The 17,552-nt window shown below is 45.3% G+C and carries 17 protein-coding genes; all 17 read left to right on the top strand.

Annotation, left to right across the window (positions count from 1 at the left end; genetic code table 11):
* Positions 1-22: 22 nt before the first annotated feature.
* Complete coding sequence (gene ylqF / locus J7E26_RS05315) at positions 23-871, top strand: ribosome biogenesis GTPase YlqF (RefSeq protein ID WP_214799347.1); 849 nt, start codon at positions 23-25, stop codon at positions 869-871.
* A 72-nt stretch (positions 872-943) separates the two neighbouring features.
* Positions 944-1,711: a ribonuclease HII gene (locus tag J7E26_RS05310; protein ID WP_214799345.1), complete on the top strand. Its 768-nt coding sequence runs from the start codon at positions 944-946 to the stop codon at positions 1,709-1,711.
* Between the two features lie 16 nt (positions 1,712-1,727).
* Positions 1,728-3,446 carry a glycosyl transferase gene (locus J7E26_RS05305; RefSeq protein ID WP_214799343.1) on the top strand — a complete coding sequence of 573 codons (1,719 nt, stop codon included), beginning with the start codon at positions 1,728-1,730 and terminating at the stop codon, positions 3,444-3,446.
* Positions 3,443-3,724, top strand: coding sequence for a FlhB-like flagellar biosynthesis protein (locus tag J7E26_RS05300; protein ID WP_214799341.1), 282 nt, complete (start codon positions 3,443-3,445; stop codon positions 3,722-3,724). The genes J7E26_RS05305 and J7E26_RS05300 overlap by 4 nt, the downstream gene beginning before the upstream one ends.
* A gap of 174 nt (positions 3,725-3,898) precedes the next feature.
* Complete coding sequence (gene sucC / locus J7E26_RS05295) at positions 3,899-5,056, top strand: ADP-forming succinate--CoA ligase subunit beta (protein ID WP_214799339.1); 1,158 nt, start codon at positions 3,899-3,901, stop codon at positions 5,054-5,056.
* A gap of 28 nt (positions 5,057-5,084) precedes the next feature.
* Positions 5,085-5,987 carry a succinate--CoA ligase subunit alpha gene (gene sucD / locus J7E26_RS05290; protein WP_214799337.1) on the top strand — a complete coding sequence of 301 codons (903 nt, stop codon included), beginning with the start codon at positions 5,085-5,087 and terminating at the stop codon, positions 5,985-5,987.
* A gap of 211 nt (positions 5,988-6,198) precedes the next feature.
* Positions 6,199-6,954: a DNA-processing protein DprA gene (dprA, locus tag J7E26_RS05285; RefSeq protein WP_396019838.1), complete on the top strand. Its 756-nt coding sequence runs from the start codon at positions 6,199-6,201 to the stop codon at positions 6,952-6,954.
* Between the two features lie 182 nt (positions 6,955-7,136).
* Entirely contained in the window at positions 7,137-9,212 is a 2,076-nt protein-coding gene (topA, locus tag J7E26_RS05280) for a type I DNA topoisomerase (protein ID WP_214799333.1), read from the top strand.
* A 65-nt stretch (positions 9,213-9,277) separates the two neighbouring features.
* Positions 9,278-10,585, top strand: coding sequence for an FADH(2)-oxidizing methylenetetrahydrofolate--tRNA-(uracil(54)-C(5))-methyltransferase TrmFO (trmFO, locus tag J7E26_RS05275; RefSeq protein ID WP_214799331.1), 1,308 nt, complete (start codon positions 9,278-9,280; stop codon positions 10,583-10,585).
* Between the two features lie 27 nt (positions 10,586-10,612).
* A complete protein-coding gene (gene xerC, locus J7E26_RS05270; protein WP_214799329.1) occupies positions 10,613-11,572 on the top strand; it encodes a tyrosine recombinase XerC in 960 nt (319 codons plus the stop codon).
* A 15-nt stretch (positions 11,573-11,587) separates the two neighbouring features.
* Positions 11,588-12,133, top strand: a complete 546-nt coding sequence (gene hslV / locus J7E26_RS05265) for an ATP-dependent protease subunit HslV (RefSeq protein ID WP_061528734.1) — start codon at positions 11,588-11,590, stop codon at positions 12,131-12,133.
* Between the two features lie 7 nt (positions 12,134-12,140).
* Positions 12,141-13,553 (top strand): ATP-dependent protease ATPase subunit HslU, encoded by a 1,413-nt coding sequence (gene hslU, locus J7E26_RS05260; RefSeq protein ID WP_285288984.1) that lies wholly within the window; start codon positions 12,141-12,143, stop codon positions 13,551-13,553.
* A gap of 37 nt (positions 13,554-13,590) precedes the next feature.
* Positions 13,591-14,370 (top strand): GTP-sensing pleiotropic transcriptional regulator CodY, encoded by a 780-nt coding sequence (gene codY, locus J7E26_RS05255; protein ID WP_214799325.1) that lies wholly within the window; start codon positions 13,591-13,593, stop codon positions 14,368-14,370.
* Between the two features lie 352 nt (positions 14,371-14,722).
* On the top strand, positions 14,723-15,112 hold the full coding sequence (gene flgB / locus J7E26_RS05250) for a flagellar basal body rod protein FlgB (RefSeq protein WP_214799323.1): 390 nt from the start codon (positions 14,723-14,725) through the stop codon (positions 15,110-15,112).
* Positions 15,112-15,564 carry a flagellar basal body rod protein FlgC gene (flgC, locus tag J7E26_RS05245; RefSeq protein WP_214799321.1) on the top strand — a complete coding sequence of 151 codons (453 nt, stop codon included), beginning with the start codon at positions 15,112-15,114 and terminating at the stop codon, positions 15,562-15,564. The genes flgB and flgC overlap by 1 nt, the downstream gene beginning before the upstream one ends.
* 10 nt (positions 15,565-15,574) lie before the next feature.
* Positions 15,575-15,895, top strand: a complete 321-nt coding sequence (fliE, locus tag J7E26_RS05240; protein ID WP_214799320.1) for a flagellar hook-basal body complex protein FliE — start codon at positions 15,575-15,577, stop codon at positions 15,893-15,895.
* Between the two features lie 43 nt (positions 15,896-15,938).
* Positions 15,939-17,549, top strand: coding sequence for a flagellar basal-body MS-ring/collar protein FliF (gene fliF, locus J7E26_RS05235; RefSeq protein ID WP_214799318.1), 1,611 nt, complete (start codon positions 15,939-15,941; stop codon positions 17,547-17,549).
* Positions 17,550-17,552: the final 3 nt, after the last annotated feature.

The following is a 17,552-nucleotide window of genomic DNA, read 5'->3' as shown; positions in this document are numbered from 1 at the left end:
ATAAGGCAGGTGTCAGAGTCACATGACCATTCAATGGTTCCCGGGCCATATGGCTAAAGCAAGACGGGAAGTAACAGAAAAACTAAAATTAATTGATATCGTATACGAATTGGTTGACGCGAGAATCCCCATGTCATCCAGAAATCCGATGATTGAGGAGATTTTAAAAAATAAGCCGCGCATTATGCTGTTAAATAAAGCAGATAAAGCCGACGCAGCAGTGACGGCGCAGTGGAAAACCCATTTTGAACAGCAGGGCATTCCCTCTCTTTCCATCAACTCCGTCAACGGACAAGGCTTGCATCAAATCGTGCCATCCTCGAAGGAGCTGTTAAAGGATAAGTTCGATAAAATGAAAGCAAAAGGCATCAAGCCGAGGGCCATCCGCGCTTTAATTATCGGGATTCCGAACGTCGGAAAATCAACGCTTATCAACCGACTCGCCAAGAAGAACATTGCCAAGACAGGGGACAGACCCGGTATTACCACATCCCAGCAATGGGTGAAAGTGGGCAAGGAATTAGAGCTTTTAGATACGCCGGGTATTTTATGGCCTAAATTTGAAGATGAGCTCGTCGGTTTGCGCCTGGCAATCACCGGGGCGATCAAAGATTCCATCATCAATTTACAAGACGTAGCCGTTTTCGGGCTGCGCTTTCTGGAAGAGCATTATCCCGATCGTTTAAAAGAGCGCTACAGCCTTCAAGACATTCCGGAAGACATTGCTGCCCTTTTTGACGCAATCGGCGAAAAACGCGGCTGTATCATGAGCGGCGGGCTTATTGACTACGATAAAACGACAGAGGTCATCATCCGGGACATCCGGACGGAAAAGTTCGGCAGGCTGTCATTTGAAAAACCATCAGAATAAAGACGCGCAGCGATGCGGGTCTTTATTTTTTCCGCGCCGGACCGATATACATAAAGTAAGGGAGAAGAGAAAGTGAATACATTAACCGTAAAAAGCGTAAAAGAGCGCCTGCAAGAGGTGAAGGACGAACGCGACCCATTCCTTGCCCAATGCGAAAAAGACCCCAGAAAAAGCGTACAGGCGCTTGCAGAGCAATGGCTGAAAAAGTATGCGAAGGAAAAAGCGCTCAAAGAGCAGTGGCTGAACATGACGGCCTACGAAAGGCTGTCATACAAAAAGGGCTTCCATCTCATTGCGGGTATTGACGAAGCGGGGAGAGGGCCGCTGGCCGGACCGGTTGTCGCAGGCGCCGTTATATTGCCGGCGGAATGCGAAATCCTCGGCCTGACAGATTCAAAAAAGCTTTCCGAGAAGAAGCTGGAGGAGTATTACAGCCGGATTACGGAAGAAGCGGTATCCATCGGAATCGGCATTGTTGACGCTTCTGTCATTGACCGGATAAACATATACGAGGCGGCAAGACTGGCGATGGTCAAGGCAGTTAATGAGCTGGAAAAAGCGCCGGATTATCTGCTTGCAGACGCAATGACGCTTCCGGTCGATATCCCGCAATCGTCTATTGTAAAAGGCGATGCGAAAAGCGTTTCGATCGCTGCCGGAGCCTGTATAGCCAAAGTGACGCGGGACCGCCTGATGGCCGAGTATGCGAAAACATACCCGATGTACGGCTTCGAGAAAAACAAAGGCTACGGAACGAAAGAACATCTTGAAGCTCTTGCGGCATACGGACCGACAACTATTCACAGAAAAACGTTCGCTCCCGTTCAATCTTATTGTTAGAAGAGGGGCTTAAGACATGAACATAAGCGGCGATATACAAACGGCGTTCAAACAGCTGATGGCAGGAAGCGCTGCCGCGCAGCAAGACGGTGATAAACAAAGCGGAACACAGAGGCTGCTTTTAGGGAAGGTTCTCCGTTTACTGGGGGATCAAAGCGCCCTCATCCAAATCGGCGGCCAAACGATACAGGGCAACCTTGAAGCCGAAATCCGCCCGCAGGCGTACTACTGGTTTTCCTATGATAAACAGCCGGCAGAAAAAATGGGCCGCCTTCAGGTCGTTGACCGGTTTGAAGGCAGCCCTAAAACCGTTCAAGATGCCGCCGGCAGGCTTTTAAACGCCCTTTCCATTAAATCTGACCCGGCATCTCTTCAAATCGCCGGAACATTTATGAAAAACAAGCTGCCGATGACAGAAAACAATCTTAAAGCTGCTGTCCGCTGGGCGGGATCCCTGCCGCCCGCCGAATTGAAGAAGGCGGCAGACACAGTCGTATTCGCGCTGAAACGGGAGCTTCCCGTTCATCCGGAGGTATTGTCAGGCATTCATGCCGTCAAATATCCGGTTCCGACCCGCCGTCTGCTGTCCCGGCTGCTTCAGGCGATCAATCAGGCTCCCCAATCGGGAAAAGAGCTTTCAGGCCTCAAGGAGGCCGTAGCTGATGTATTAAACTCAGAAACTGATCTTCATGCCGAGCGCCTTTTGAAAAAGCTTGCATCGGCTGCGGATATGCCTCTTTCTGAGACAGGCCAGAAAGAAGAAGGCGAATTGACAGCAGAGAAAAAACCTTTCCCGGTCCGTGAAACATCGGGAAATGTGAAAACCCCCGCAGACAGCCACTCAGACAGACGCGCTTTACCAAGTGTCGGGACAGGCACTGAAATACCTAAGAGAGAGGCAAAACAGCTTCTGGAGAAATTGCTGGTGTCCGCTGAAAAAAACGAAAACCAACCGGTGAAAGAAACAGCGAACGTGATCAAAACCCTATTTTCTTTAGAAAAAACAGGTAAAGCACCGTCTGTTCTTCACACCGCACAGCTGACCGATCAAGAGGCAGCTGTTTTCGAAAAAGCTGTGCAGCTGACAGAACTGAAATTTGCTGAAAAGCATGACGTGCTAAGCCTTTTACAGAGGCTGAAAAAAGGATTGGGCGCCCGCGATGAATTAACATTCATTAAATCGTTTGAACAAGGCGTTTCTCCGCAAACGGCTGATAAACAATCTTTAAAGACGGCCCTCCATGCCGCCCGTTTGCTTCAAGATGTGCCGCAATCGGTTAAACAAGAGGCAGAGCCGCTTATGCACAAATTAAACGGTCAGCTTTTTATCGAACAAACCCATCCGTCCTTCACGCAGATCATGCTGTCATTTCCGCTCGGCCCGTCTGCATATGAACATGATATGACCGTTCTTTTTAAAGGACAGAAAAAGCCTGACGGAAAGCTTGACCCGTCACATTGCAGGCTGCTTTTTTTGCTGCAGCTGGAGACGTTAAAAGAAACCATCGTCGATTGTATGATTCAGCAAAATGTGATGACCATTTCTATCGAAACCGACTTTGAGCTGCAAGCGGCAATTGATCCATTCGTGCCGGGTCTGAAAGAGGCTTTAAAAGAAACGGGCTACAGCCTGTCCGGCGTTACGGCAAAAAAAAGACGGCCTGAAGAACAAAATGCTGTGATGGAGGAGTTTATGGCAAAAAGCGGAGGGCAGGAAGTGGATGTGAAAATATGAAAGAACAAACCCCGTTAAGAAAAGCTGTCGCCCTGCATTATGACCGGCAGAAAGATAACGCTCCCAGAGTCATCGCGACAGGCAGAGGGCATGTGGCGGAAAATATCATCAAAGAAGCTGAAAAGGCGGGAGTCCCCATTCAGGAAGACACGACTCTTGTCGAATTAATGCGCCATTTAACAGTTGACGATCAAATTCCGGAGGCGCTTTATGAAACTGTTGCTGAGATTTTTTCATTTGTATACAGGCTCGATGACAGTCTGAAAAACGAAAAATAAGGTACATTCATTTCCCGGACTCCGTTGAAATTTATATTTTTAATAAAATAAAAGTTAGAATGTTTGGAAGGATAGAAAGATTTTGTTTCGAACCCTAGACAATTCTTCCAGTATTATATAGAATGAAAGCGCAGTCTATTTTTAGTTTTGCTACATAAGTTAGGAGGATGGGAAATGAATATCCATGAGTACCAGGGAAAAGAAGTCCTCAGAAAATATGGGGTGTCTGTTCCTGAAGGTAAAGTGGCTTTTACAGCAGAGGAAGCAGTTGAAAAAGCAGAGAGTCTGTCAAGCTCGGTTTATGTCGTAAAGGCGCAAATCCATGCTGGCGGCCGCGGCAAAGCTGGTGGGGTAAAGATTGCAAAAACAAAAGATGAAGTGAAGCAATATGCCGAAGAATTGTTAGGCAAAACGCTCGTCACACATCAAACGGGTCCTGACGGACGAGTAATAAAACGCTTACTTATTGAAGAAGGCTGCGATATTAAAAAAGAATATTACGTCGGGCTTGTACTTGACCGCGCCACTTCAAGAATCGTGTTAATGGCGTCTGAAGAAGGCGGCACGGAAATTGAAGAAGTAGCGGAAAAAACACCGGAGAAAATCAAAAAAGCGGTCATTGATCCGGCTGTCGGCCTTCAAGGCTATCAAGCCAGGGAAATTGCATTCGCAATTAACATCCCGAAAGAGCTTGTCGGTAAAGCCGCTAAATTTATGCTTGGCCTATATAAAGCATTTGTTGAGAAGGACTGCTCTATCGCCGAAATCAACCCTCTCGTCGTAACGGGAGACGGAAACGTCATGGCGCTGGATGCTAAGCTGAACTTCGACAGCAATGCGTTATACAGACAAAAAGACATTTTGGAATATAGAGATTTAGACGAAGAGGATCCGAAAGAAATCGAAGCGTCTAAGTACGATTTAAGCTATATCTCCCTTGATGGAAATATCGGCTGTATGGTAAACGGCGCGGGTCTTGCGATGTCTACGATGGATATCATTAAACACTACGGCGGAGAACCTGCAAACTTCCTGGATGTCGGGGGCGGCGCAACCGCTGAAAAAGTAACGGAAGCATTTAAAATCATTCTTTCCGATCAAAACGTAAAAGGGATTTTCGTCAATATTTTCGGAGGCATCATGAAGTGTGATGTCATCGCAGAGGGTGTTGTTGAAGCGACGAGACAAGTCGGATTGACATTGCCGCTGGTCGTGCGCCTTGAAGGGACAAACGTAGATTTAGGAAAGAAAATCCTGAATGAATCAGGCTTAAATATCACATCTGCGGAATCAATGGCAGACGGCGCGCAGAAAATCGTATCCTTAGTTTAGGAAAGAATGAAAGGCAGGGGACCAGATAATGAGTGTTTTTATCAATAAAGATACAAGAGTTATTGTACAGGGGATTACAGGTTCTACCGCTTTATTTCATACGAAGCAAATGCTTGAATACGGCACGAACATCGTTGGCGGGGTAACACCTGGAAAAGGCGGAACAGAAGCGGAAGGAGTGCCTGTATTTAATACGGTCGCAGAAGCTGTTCATACGACAGGCGCTAACGCGTCAGTCATCTATGTTCCGGCTCCATTTGCGGCGGATGCAATCATGGAAGCGGTAGACGCTGAACTTGATCTAGTCATTTGCATCACTGAGCACATTCCTGTTTTGGACATGGTGAAAGTGAAGCGCTTTATGGAAGGCAAGAAAACGAGATTAATAGGACCGAACTGTCCCGGCGTTATTACACCTGAAGAATGCAAAATCGGCATTATGCCGGGATACATTCATAAAAAGGGCCATGTAGGCGTTGTGTCCCGTTCGGGAACATTAACATACGAAGCCGTGCATCAGCTTTCAGAAGCGGGTGTAGGCCAGTCTACGGCTGTGGGAATCGGCGGAGACCCGGTCAACGGCACGAACTTTATTGACGTGTTAAAAGCGTTTAACGAAGATCCTGAGACACATGCCGTTATTATGATCGGTGAAATCGGCGGTACTGCTGAAGAGGAAGCGGCAGAGTGGGTAAAAGCCAACATGACAAAACCTGTTGTCGGCTTTATCGGCGGTAAAACCGCACCTCCTGGAAAACGCATGGGACATGCCGGCGCTATCATCTCCGGAGGAAAAGGCACAGCGGATGAAAAAGTCAAAACGATGAACGCCTGCGGTATTGAAGTAGCGGAAACACCATCTGTCATGGGGGAAACGCTGATTAAGGTGTTAAAAGAAAAAGGCTTATTTGAAACGTGCAAAACTCACTAATGATAAAAGGGGCAGCCGTAACGGCTGTTCCTATTTTTGCTGTTAAAAAAGAGGAGGTCATTTTGAGTTGGATCAAACGTCACGGAGTCTGATCATCTGCAGAATCAAACAATTCATATCCCCGTCTCTTCTATTAAAATGGTGGAAAGCCGATTCTACTCTGTCTTTTGCACGAGATCCTCATCCTTTAACCGCTTTATCAGGAGGGAAAATAGATTCTGAAGCCATTAAGCTGCAAATTGAGCGTGAGAGCCCGAAGCTTGAAGGTGCTCTTTCAGATTTCCGCCGCCAAGGGATTTCAGTCATTCCGATTTCATCAAGCCGATATCCTTCATGGCTGAAAACGATTTATGATCCGCCGGCTGTGTTATTTGCAAAAGGAGATGCATCACTTCTCGAAAAAGGAAGAAAAATCGGGATTGTAGGAACGAGGAAACCGACGGAAGACGGGATAAAAGCGGTTCATCATCTTACCGCTGAACTTTCAAAAAAAGGCTGGATTATTGTAAGCGGGCTCGCAGCAGGTATAGACGGATTGTCTCATAAGGCGAGCATCAGGGCAAAAGGGCATACGATCGGCGTAATAGCCGGCGGCTTTCACCATATCTATCCCCGAGAAAATCTCCCGTTAGCAGAATACATGGCTGAACATCAGCTCCTTCTATCAGAGCATCCCCCTGAAACAAAGCCTAAAAAGTGGCATTTTCCGATGAGAAACCGCATCATCAGCGGATTAAGTGAAGGAATTGTAGTTGTACAGGGAAAAGAAAAAAGCGGTTCATTAATCACGGCCTATCAAGCTCTTGAACAAGGAAGAGAAGTATTTGCCGTTCCCGGTTCCATATTTAATCCATATTCCGGAGGACCTATAAAACTGATTCAAGAAGGGGCGAAAGCTGTGTTATGCGCAGAGGATATTGACGGAGAGCTGACCGGGCAAAACGTTCAGTATACGGAACCCTTTTGAAATATCGTTTGACAAACGGCATTGTAATATTTAATAATAGTGAGGATTTAAAGTTGCACATTGATTTTCATGTATAAAATGACGTTCATCATAAAGAATGAAATGTTGAAAGCCATAAAAAGGCAGCTCTAAAATGAATTGATACTTGAGAAGAGAGAGAACACCTCTTGAGGGGGATGAAAATGTCTGATTATCTAGTCATCGTGGAATCGCCGGCTAAGGCGAAAACGATTGAACGTTATTTAGGTAAAAAATATAAAGTCAAAGCTTCAATGGGACATGTCCGGGATCTCCCGAAAAGTCAAATGGGAGTTGACATCGAACAGAACTTTGAACCGAAATATATTACGATCCGAGGAAAAGGCCCTGTTTTAAAAGAATTAAAAACAGCGGCAAAGAAAGCCAAAAAAGTCTATCTCGCGGCTGACCCCGACAGAGAAGGGGAAGCGATTGCATGGCATCTTGCCCACAGCCTTGATCTTGACCTCGGCTCTGACTGCCGGGTGGTCTTTAATGAAATAACGAAAGATGCCATTAAAGAATCATTTAAACATCCGCGCATGATTAATATGGATCTTGTCGATGCGCAGCAGGCGCGGCGCATATTAGACAGACTCGTCGGATACAAGATCAGCCCGATCCTTTGGAAAAAAGTGAAAAAAGGGCTCAGCGCGGGCCGCGTGCAATCCGTTGCGCTCCGTCTGATTATTGACCGCGAGAAAGAAATCAACGACTTTAAGCCTGAAGAATACTGGACGATTACCGGCTCATTTTTAAAAGACAAAGAAACATTTGAAGCAGGCTTTTTCGGGAAAAACGGCAAAAAGCTTCCTTTAAAAAGCGAAGAAGACGTGAAAGCTGTTCTCGCTGAACTGAAAGGGAACAAATATACGGTAGACAAGGTAACGAAAAAAGAACGGAAACGTAATCCCGCTCTGCCGTTTACGACGTCCACCCTTCAGCAGGAGGCTGCCCGGAAACTTAATTTCCGAGCGAAGAAAACGATGATGATCGCCCAGCAATTATATGAAGGAATTGACCTCGGCAAAGAAGGAACGGTCGGTTTAATTACGTATATGAGAACGGATTCAACCCGGATTTCAAACACGGCCGTTGATGAAGCTGCATCCTTTATTGACCAGGCATACGGAAAAGAGTTTTTAGCCGGAAAACGCAAAGCGGCGAAGAAGAATGAAAATACACAAGACGCCCACGAAGCGATCCGCCCGACTTCCGTGCTCAGAAAACCTGCCGATTTAAAAGCCGTGCTGGGAAGAGACCAGCTCAGATTATACAAGCTGATTTGGGAACGCTTTGTCGCCAGCCAAATGGCATCTGCCGTCTTGGATACGATGAGTGTCGACCTCAGCAACAACGGATTGACATTCCGGGCTAACGGAAGTAAAGTCAAGTTCTCCGGTTTTATGAAAGTCTATGTAGAGGGAAAAGACGATCAGCTTGAAGAAAAAGATCGCATGCTCCCAGATCTTAAAGAAGGAGACACGGTCTTATCAAAGGATATTGAGCCTGAACAGCACTTTACTCAGCCGCCTCCGCGCTACACAGAGGCACGCCTAGTCAAAACCCTTGAAGAGCTTGGGATAGGCCGTCCGTCAACATATGCGCCGACTCTTGACACCATCCAGCGACGCGGTTACGTCGCACTGGACAATAAACGGTTTGTGCCGACGGAATTAGGTCAGATCGTGCTTGACCTCATCATGGAATTTTTTCCGGAGATCATTAACGTTGAATTTACGGCCAAAATGGAAAGAGATCTTGACCATGTGGAAGACGGCCAGACGGAATGGGTACAAATCATTGACAGCTTTTATACCGATTTCGAAAAACGGGTGAAAAAAGCGGAAGCCGAGATGAAAGAAGTAGAGATTGAGCCTGAATACGCTGATGAAGACTGTGAGCTATGCGGCTCCCGAATGGTGTATAAAATGGGGCGTTACGGCAAATTCATGGCGTGCTCTAATTTTCCTGACTGCCGGAATACAAAACCGATCGTCAAACAAATCGGCGTAAAGTGCCCTAAGTGCCATGAAGGAAATATTGTTGAACGAAAATCGAAAAAGAAACGCGTGTTTTACGGCTGTGACCGTTACCCTGAATGCGATTTCGTATCCTGGGACAAACCGATTGAACGAAAATGCCCGAAATGTGAAAATATGCTCGTAGAGAAAAAACTCAAAAAAGGCATACAAGTCCAATGCGTGGAATGTGATTATAAGGAAGAACCACAGAAATAGCGGTGAGCAGAGCCTTGCTCACCTTCTTTGTGTGTGGAGAGACAAACAACAGGAGATGAAAATAGATGAACCAGCAAACAGTCAATGTGATAGGAGCAGGCCTTGCCGGAAGTGAAGCGGCGTGGCAGCTTGCAAAACGCGGAATTCAAGTAAAACTGTATGAAATGCGTCCCGTAAAGCAGACGGCGGCCCACCATACCGATAAATTTGCCGAGCTTGTGTGCAGCAACTCATTGCGTTCAAATACGCTTGCTAATGCAGTGGGCGTATTAAAGGAGGAAATGCGCGCGCTTGATTCAGCGATCATTAAAGCGGCCGATGAGTGTTCCGTACCTGCGGGAGGGGCGCTTGCCGTTGACCGCCATGAATTTGCACAAAGCGTGACGAATCTCGTGAAAAACCACCCGAACGTAACGGTTCTTCATGAAGAAGTAACAGAAATTCCGGAAGGCCCGACAATCATCGCGACGGGGCCGCTCACCTCTGAATCGCTCTCACAGCAGCTGAAAGAGCTGACCGGCGAAGACTACCTTTATTTTTATGACGCAGCGGCGCCGATTGTCGAAAAAGACAGCCTTGATATGGATAAAGTGTACTTAAAATCCCGTTATGACAAGGGTGAAGCGGCATATTTAAACTGCCCTATGACAGAGGAGGAGTTCGACCGTTTCCACGAAGCGCTGACAACGGCTGAGACGGTCCCGTTAAAAGAGTTTGAAAAAGAAATTTTCTTTGAAGGCTGCATGCCGATTGAAGTCATGGCGAAAAGAGGCAAAAAAACAATGCTTTTCGGTCCGATGAAACCGGTCGGCCTTGAAGATCCTAGAACAGGCAAGCGTCCATACGCCGTCGTTCAGCTCAGACAGGACGACGCGGCGGGAACGCTTTATAATATTGTAGGATTTCAGACACATTTGAAATGGGGAGATCAGAAAGAAGTGCTTAAATTGATCCCCGGCCTTGAAAATGTTGACATCGTCAGATACGGCGTCATGCACAGAAATACATTCATTAACTCGCCGAGTTTACTGAAGCCGACATACCAGTTCAAAAACCGGAACGACCTGTTTTTCGCAGGCCAGATGACCGGGGTGGAAGGTTATGTTGAATCCGCGGCCTCCGGTCTTGTGGCAGGCATCAACGCCGCGAAACTCGTGCTGGAGCAAGAGCTGGTCACCTTCCCGCAAGAGACGGCGATAGGCAGCATGGCTCACTATATTACGACAACCAATCAGAAGAACTTCCAGCCGATGAATGCAAACTTTGGGCTTTTAAAAGAATTGCCTGTTAAAATTAAAAACAAGAAAGAACGCAATGAAGAATACGCTAAACGGGCAATTGAGACTATTCAAACTATTTCGAAAACGGTATAGCTTTTCATTGCAACTTCAACGCATAATATGATACCATTTAAAAGCCCTTCGGAGAGGGAGGTCTTCAAATTGGCGGAGAATGTTAACTTTTTTTTAAAGTTATTCGTTGAATATTTACAAATTGAAAAAAATTATTCACAATATACTATTGTGAATTATGTTAATTCGATTGAAGAATTTGAGATGTTCCTGCATGCTCAAAATATAAATGGAATGAAAGAAGCTGCATATCATGATGTAAGGATATTTTTGACAGAAGCTTATGAAAAAGGTCTGTCAAGAAAAACAATCAGCAAAAAAATTTCAGCTTTGAGAAGCTTCTATAAATTTTTAATGAGGGAAAAGCTTGTAGAAGAGAATCCGTTTCAGCTTGTTCATCTGCCGAAACAGGAGAAACGGATTCCGAAATTTCTTTATCAAAAAGAACTTGAGGAGCTATTCGCTGTTTCTGACAAAAGCCAGCCGTCCGGGATGCGGGATCAAGCATTGCTGGAGCTTCTTTATGCGACCGGAATGAGGGTCAGTGAATGCTGTTTGCTGACTGTGAGCGACCTTGATTTGTTCATGGACACGGTGCTCGTTCACGGAAAAGGCAAAAAGCAGCGCTATATTCCGTTTGGTTCATATGCCCGGGAAGCGCTGGAGCTTTACATAAACAGCGGAAGGCAGTGCCTGCTGAAAAAAGCAAAAGAACCTCATGATGTGTTATTTGTCAATCAAAGAGGCGGCCCGCTTACAGCCAGAGGAATCCGGTATATTTTAAGCGGGCTTGTAAAAAAAGCATCCGGCACTCTACATATACACCCGCATATGCTTCGCCATACATTTGCGACCCATCTGTTAAATGAAGGAGCGGATTTAAGAAGCGTCCAGGAACTTCTGGGCCATTCCAATCTGTCTTCTACGCAGATATATACGCACGTATCGAAGGAAATGCTGAGAAACACATATATGTCCCACCATCCAAGAGCTTTTAAAGAAAATTAAAAGGAGGCCCTTCTCATGTCATCTTTTCATGCGACAACGATTTTTGCCGTGCAGCATAAAGGAAAAAGCGCCATGTCAGGAGACGGCCAGGTCACATTCGGTCAGGCCGTTGTCATGAAACATACCGCAAGAAAAGTGAGAAAATTGTTCAACGGAAAGGTTTTAGCCGGCTTTGCGGGATCTGTTGCAGACGCTTTCACTCTTTTTGAAATGTTTGAGGCGAAACTCGAAGAATACAACGGCAACTTAAAACGCGCGTCAGTTGAGCTTGCGAAAGAATGGCGCAGCGACAAAGTGCTGCGCAAGCTGGAAGCCATGCTGATTGTCATGAACCAGGATACCTTGCTTCTCGTATCGGGAACAGGTGAAGTCATTGAGCCGGATGACGGCATATTAGCGATCGGCTCCGGCGGCAACTATGCCCTGTCCGCCGGCCGGGCGCTTAAAACATATGCCGGCGAAAACCTGTCTGCCAGAGATATTGCCAAAGCCGCTTTGGAAATCGCGGGCGAGATTTGTGTATACACAAACGATCAAATCATTTTGGAAGAACTTGAATAGAAAGGACTTGAGGCGCATGGAAAACAAACCGTTAACACCGAGACAAATTGTAGATCGGTTAGACCAATACATTGTAGGGCAGCAAGATGCAAAAAAAGCTGTCGCCGTGGCATTAAGAAACCGCTATCGCAGAAGTCTTCTTGATGAAAAGCTGAGAGATGAGATCGTTCCTAAAAACATCCTTATGATGGGCCCTACCGGGGTGGGGAAAACAGAGATCGCCAGACGGATCGCCAAGCTTACCGGTGCGCCATTTATAAAGATTGAAGCAACTAAATTTACAGAAGTCGGATATGTAGGCAGAGATGTCGAATCAATGGTCAGAGACCTTGTAGAGACGTCCGTACGGCTCATTAAGGAAGAAAAAATCAGCGAAGTAAAAGAACAGGCTGAAGAAAATGCAAACAAACGCATTGTGCGGCTTCTTGTTCCGGGAAAGAAAAAACAAACGGGTGTGAAAAATCCGTTTGAAATGCTGTTCGGAGGCAGTCAGCCGGCAAATGATGATGAATCTGAACATCAGGAAGAAGCAAGCCTTGAAGAAAAAAGAAAACGCATGGCGCATCAGCTCGCGTTAGGAGAGCTGGAAGACCATTACGTGACCGTAGAGGTGGAAGAGCAGCAGCCGTCGATGTTTGACATGCTGCAAGGCTCAGGCATGGAGCAAATGGGTATGAATATGCAGGATGCGCTGAGCAACCTGATGCCCAAAAAGAAAAAACGCCGAAAAATGACGGTCAAAGAAGCAAGGAAGGTTCTGACCAATGAAGAGGCAAGTAAACTGATTGATATGGATGAAGTAGGCCAGGAAGCCGTTTTGAGAGCTGAAGAAGGCGGCATTATCTTTATTGATGAAATAGATAAAATCGCAAAAAACGGAGGAGCGTCATCCTCCGCTGACGTATCGAGAGAAGGCGTTCAAAGGGATATCCTTCCGATTGTCGAAGGCTCTACAGTCGTCACCAAATACGGATCCGTCAAAACCGATCATGTGCTGTTTATAGCTGCCGGAGCGTTTCATATGGCAAAACCGTCTGATCTGATTCCGGAGCTGCAGGGGCGTTTCCCGATTCGTGTAGAATTGAGCAAACTGACAGCGGATGATTTTGTGAAGATTTTGGTTGAACCAGATAACGCGCTTCTGAAACAATATCAGGCATTATTGCAGACAGAAGGTATATCTCTTGAATTTTCTGACGAAGCTATTCGTAAGATCGCAGAAGTGGCTTATCATGTGAATCAGGATACAGATAACATCGGTGCGAGAAGGCTTCATACGATATTGGAACGGCTTTTAGAGGACCTTTCTTTTGAAGCGCCGGACGTGACGATGGAAAAAGTGTCCATCACGCCGCAATACGTTGAAGAAAAGCTCGGAACGATTGCAAACAACAAAGATTTAAGTCAATTTATATTGTGAAAATTTAATAAGAGGAATTCTAGGAGGATTATTTATTATGGCTTTACTACAAAAAACACGCATTATTAACAGCATGCTGCAAGCTGCTGCAGGCAAACCCGTAAACTTTAAGGAAATGGCTGAGACTCTCCGTGACGTCATTGACGCCAATATATTCGTTGTCAGCCGCAGAGGGAAGCTTTTAGGCTATTCTATTAATCAGCAAATTGAAAATGACCGTATGAAAAAAATGCTTGAAGACCGTCAATTCCCGGAAGAGTACACAAAAAATCTGTTTAACGTTCCGGAGACATCTTCAAACCTCGATATCAACAGCGAATATACGGCATTCCCGGTCGAAAACAGAGACCTTTTCCAAGCCGGCTTAACTACGATTGTGCCGATTATCGGCGGTGGCGAGCGTCTGGGTACGCTCATCCTGTCCCGTCTGCAGGATCAATTTGAGGACGATGATCTCATTCTTGCCGAATACGGAGCAACCGTTGTAGGAATGGAGATTTTAAGGGAAAAAGCAGAAGAAATTGAAGAAGAAGCACGAAGCAAAGCGGTCGTTCAAATGGCGATCAGCTCTCTGTCATACAGTGAGCTTGAAGCCATTGAGCACATCTTTGAAGAGCTTGACGGTAACGAAGGGCTGCTGGTCGCAAGTAAAATTGCGGACCGTGTAGGCATTACGCGTTCTGTGATCGTCAACGCGCTGAGAAAATTAGAAAGCGCCGGTGTCATTGAGTCAAGATCACTCGGAATGAAGGGGACTTATATTAAAGTCCTGAACAACAAATTCCTAATTGAATTAGAAAACCTGAAATCTCATTAATCCAAAAGCAGGGTCCCTTGTGAAAGGGGTCCTGCTTTTTTTATGAACAATGGGTGAAAAGTTGCAGTTTAAAGTTGATTAATGACAGGTGTTCTGAGATAATCCATTTTGCTGTGCGGAAGCTGGGGAAAATACAGAAATTCTGCTATTTTCAGGCTTATATCAAACAAATTATTGTAGGACAAATACTCTAGGACTTAATACCCACTTATAAAATAGATATAATTGAGCACTTTTTTTTAGCATAACTTCATAGACTTTAAGCCTGTTATTTCTTACAATAAGCATATGGTTTTACAAATCTCGACAAGGATTTTTAGGAGGGAAATAACTGAAGTGGAGGTAAGTGGATTTGGACTTATTTTCTGGAACCATACAAAATCTTGATAATGCCTTGGGGAGAGCGAACATTAAGCAAAAAGTCATAACTGATAATATCGCCAATATAGATACACCGAACTATAAGGCAAAAAAAGTCTCTTTCCAAAATTTATTAGATCAGGAAACAACCAACCTTGAGGCTGTAAAAACCGACTATCGTCACGTTGACTTTACGGATTCAGGGACTGATTATTCAATCGTGTCCAGCGGAGACACATCTTATCAGCAAAACGGAAATAATGTGGACATTGATAAAGAGATGACAAGTTTAGCTGAGAACCAAATCAATTATCAGGCTTTGGTCGAAAGAATGAGCGGCAAATTCAATTCTCTGAAAACCGTTCTGACAGGAGGAAAATAATGAGTGCTTTTCAAAGCTTAAATATTTCAGGTTCCGCTTTAACCGCACAGCGTGTCCGGATGGACGCCGTATCGTCTAACTTGGCTAACATGGATACGACAAGAGCGAAGCAGGTTAACGGAGAGTGGGTGCCTTACAGGAGAAAACTGGTTTCCCTGCAATCCGGCGGAGAATCGTTTTCATCACTCTTAAACTCCAAGCTGAGCGGAAGCGGCAGTGTCGGAAACGGTGTTAAGGTATCCGGTATTACGGAAGATCCATCGGATTTTAATCTCGTTTACGATCCGCAAAACCCAGATGCGAATAAAGACGGATATGTGCAAAAGCCTAATGTTGATCCGTTAAAAGAAATGGTTGACCTTGTCAGCAGCACGAGATCATATGAAGCAAACGTAACGGCAATGAATGCTTCCAAGGGCATGCTCTTGAAGGCTTTAGAAATCGGAAAGTAAGGTGATGTAAGTGGTTAACGCTATTACTCCTTTTCAGCTTCAAAATACCCAAAACACTCAAAACGTAACGAATCAATTGAACCAAAGTCAAAAAACTGACTCTTCAAATCAAACAAGCTTTTCGGAGCTTTTAAAAAACTCTATTGATTCGTTAAATGAGTCTCAAGTGCAATCTGACCATATAACGAACAAATTGGCTGCAGGAAAGGATGTCAACCTTGACGAGGTCATGATCGCTGCCCAAAAAGCAAATATTTCTCTGACGGCTGCAACTGAATTCCGCAACAAAGCGGTGGAAGCCTATCAGGAAATCATGAGAATGCAGATGTAAGGGGTCAGATTGAAGAGAATGACTGGAATGACCGGGGGTTAACATGAATCGTACTCTAATGCAAATGAAAACCAAAACGGCAGCGTTTTGGAACAACAGATCAAAAACACAGAAGATACTCATGATAGGCGGATTAGCCGCATCGATAATTTTACTCATCGTCGTTATTATTTTTACTTCTTCTGAAAAGATGGTGCCTCTTTACAAAGATTTATCGGCTGAAGAAGCCGGGAAAATCAAAGAAGAGCTTGATACGAAAAAAGTATCTTCTGAGCTTGCTGACGGCGGGACAGTCATTATGGTTCCGGAAAACCAAGTGGATACACTTAAAGTGCAGCTTGCAGCAGAAGGCCTGCCGAAAACGGGATCAATCGATTATTCGTTTTTCGGACAGAACGCAGGTTTCGGCCTGACAGACAATGAATTCGACGTCTTAAAGGTTGAAGCGACCCAAACTGAATTATCGAACCTGATTAATGAAATGGACGGTATTAAAAGCTCGAAGGTTATGATTAATATGCCGAAAGAAGCTGTTTTTGTCGGCGAAGATCAGCCGGCGGCATCCGCATCCATCGTTTTGCAGATCAAGCCGGGCTACTCGCTCGATCAAAGCCAGATTAACGGGCTGTACCATCTCGTTTCTAAAAGCGTTCCGAATTTAAAAGAAGATAATATCGTCATAATGGACCAAAATTCAACATATTATGACAAAAGCGACAGCGGTGCAGGGTCTGTTTCTGACAGTTATGCTTCTCAGCAGGGTATTAAGTCGCAGGTCGAAAAAGACATACAAAAACATGTGCAGTCTCTGCTCGGCACAATGATGGGACAAGATAAAGTCGTTGTCTCTGTTACGGCTGATATAGACTTCACAAAGGAAAAACGCACTGAAGACATTGTCGAGCCTGTCGATAAAGATAACATGGAAGGGATAGCGGTAAGCGCTGAAAAGGTTTCAGAAACTTATAAAGGTGATGGGGCGGCCAACGGCGGAACAGCCGGAACAGGCAGCAATGACACTGCAAACTATGCCCAGACAAACGAAAGTTCAGGCAGCGGTGACTACGAAAAAAACAGCAATAAAATCAACTATGAAGTAAATCGCATTCATAAAGAAATTGCGGAAAGCCCGTATAAGGTGCGGGATTTAGGCATCCAGGTAATGGTAGAACCGCCGAATCCGAAAAATGCCGCGTCTTTAACAGCTCAAAGACAGGCTGATATTCAAAAGATTTTGGGAACTGTCGTCAGGACGTCTCTTGATAAAAATGAGACGCAAAATCAAAACCTTACAAACAATGATATCAACAACAAAATCGTCGTTTCCGTTCAGCCGTTTGACGGAAAAGTAAGCCTGAATACTGCGTCGGCCAACTCATCAGGCCTGCCGATCTGGGTATACATTACAGGCGGCGTGCTGCTTGCGGCCATTATTCTGCTGATCATTCTTCTCATCAGAAAGAAACGTTCACGGGATGATGAATACGAAGAATACGAGTATGAAACAGCGCAGGAGCCGATTCGATTGCCTGATATCAACGAAGAAGAAAATGAAACGGAAGAAACAGTCAGACGAAAACAGCTCGAAAAAATGGCAAAAGAAAAGCCGGAAGACTTTGCGAAATTGCTTCGAAGCTGGCTGGCCGAGGATTAGGGG

This window comes from Bacillus sp. ISL-51 (assembly GCF_018613535.1).
In the GTDB taxonomy this organism is placed as follows: Bacteria; Bacillota; Bacilli; order Bacillales; family Bacillaceae; genus Bacillus.
Note: the sequence above shows the minus strand (reverse complement) of the source record. Positions and strands in the feature narration are given on the sequence as shown.

Coding starts and splice junctions, on each gene's coding strand:
- topA (WP_214799333.1), top strand. CDS start 7,137: ATGTCTGATTATCTAGTCATCGTGGAATCGCCGGCTAAGGCGAAAACG.
- sucC (WP_214799339.1), top strand. CDS start 3,899: ATGAATATCCATGAGTACCAGGGAAAAGAAGTCCTCAGAAAATATGGG.
- trmFO (WP_214799331.1), top strand. CDS start 9,278: ATGAACCAGCAAACAGTCAATGTGATAGGAGCAGGCCTTGCCGGAAGT.
- hslV (WP_061528734.1), top strand. CDS start 11,588: ATGTCATCTTTTCATGCGACAACGATTTTTGCCGTGCAGCATAAAGGA.
- codY (WP_214799325.1), top strand. CDS start 13,591: ATGGCTTTACTACAAAAAACACGCATTATTAACAGCATGCTGCAAGCT.
- fliF (WP_214799318.1), top strand. CDS start 15,939: ATGAATCGTACTCTAATGCAAATGAAAACCAAAACGGCAGCGTTTTGG.
- J7E26_RS05300 (WP_214799341.1), top strand. CDS start 3,443: ATGAAAGAACAAACCCCGTTAAGAAAAGCTGTCGCCCTGCATTATGAC.
- flgC (WP_214799321.1), top strand. CDS start 15,112: ATGAGTGCTTTTCAAAGCTTAAATATTTCAGGTTCCGCTTTAACCGCA.
- J7E26_RS05305 (WP_214799343.1), top strand. CDS start 1,728: ATGAACATAAGCGGCGATATACAAACGGCGTTCAAACAGCTGATGGCA.
- ylqF (WP_214799347.1), top strand. CDS start 23: ATGACCATTCAATGGTTCCCGGGCCATATGGCTAAAGCAAGACGGGAA.
- xerC (WP_214799329.1), top strand. CDS start 10,613: ATGATACCATTTAAAAGCCCTTCGGAGAGGGAGGTCTTCAAATTGGCG.
- sucD (WP_214799337.1), top strand. CDS start 5,085: ATGAGTGTTTTTATCAATAAAGATACAAGAGTTATTGTACAGGGGATT.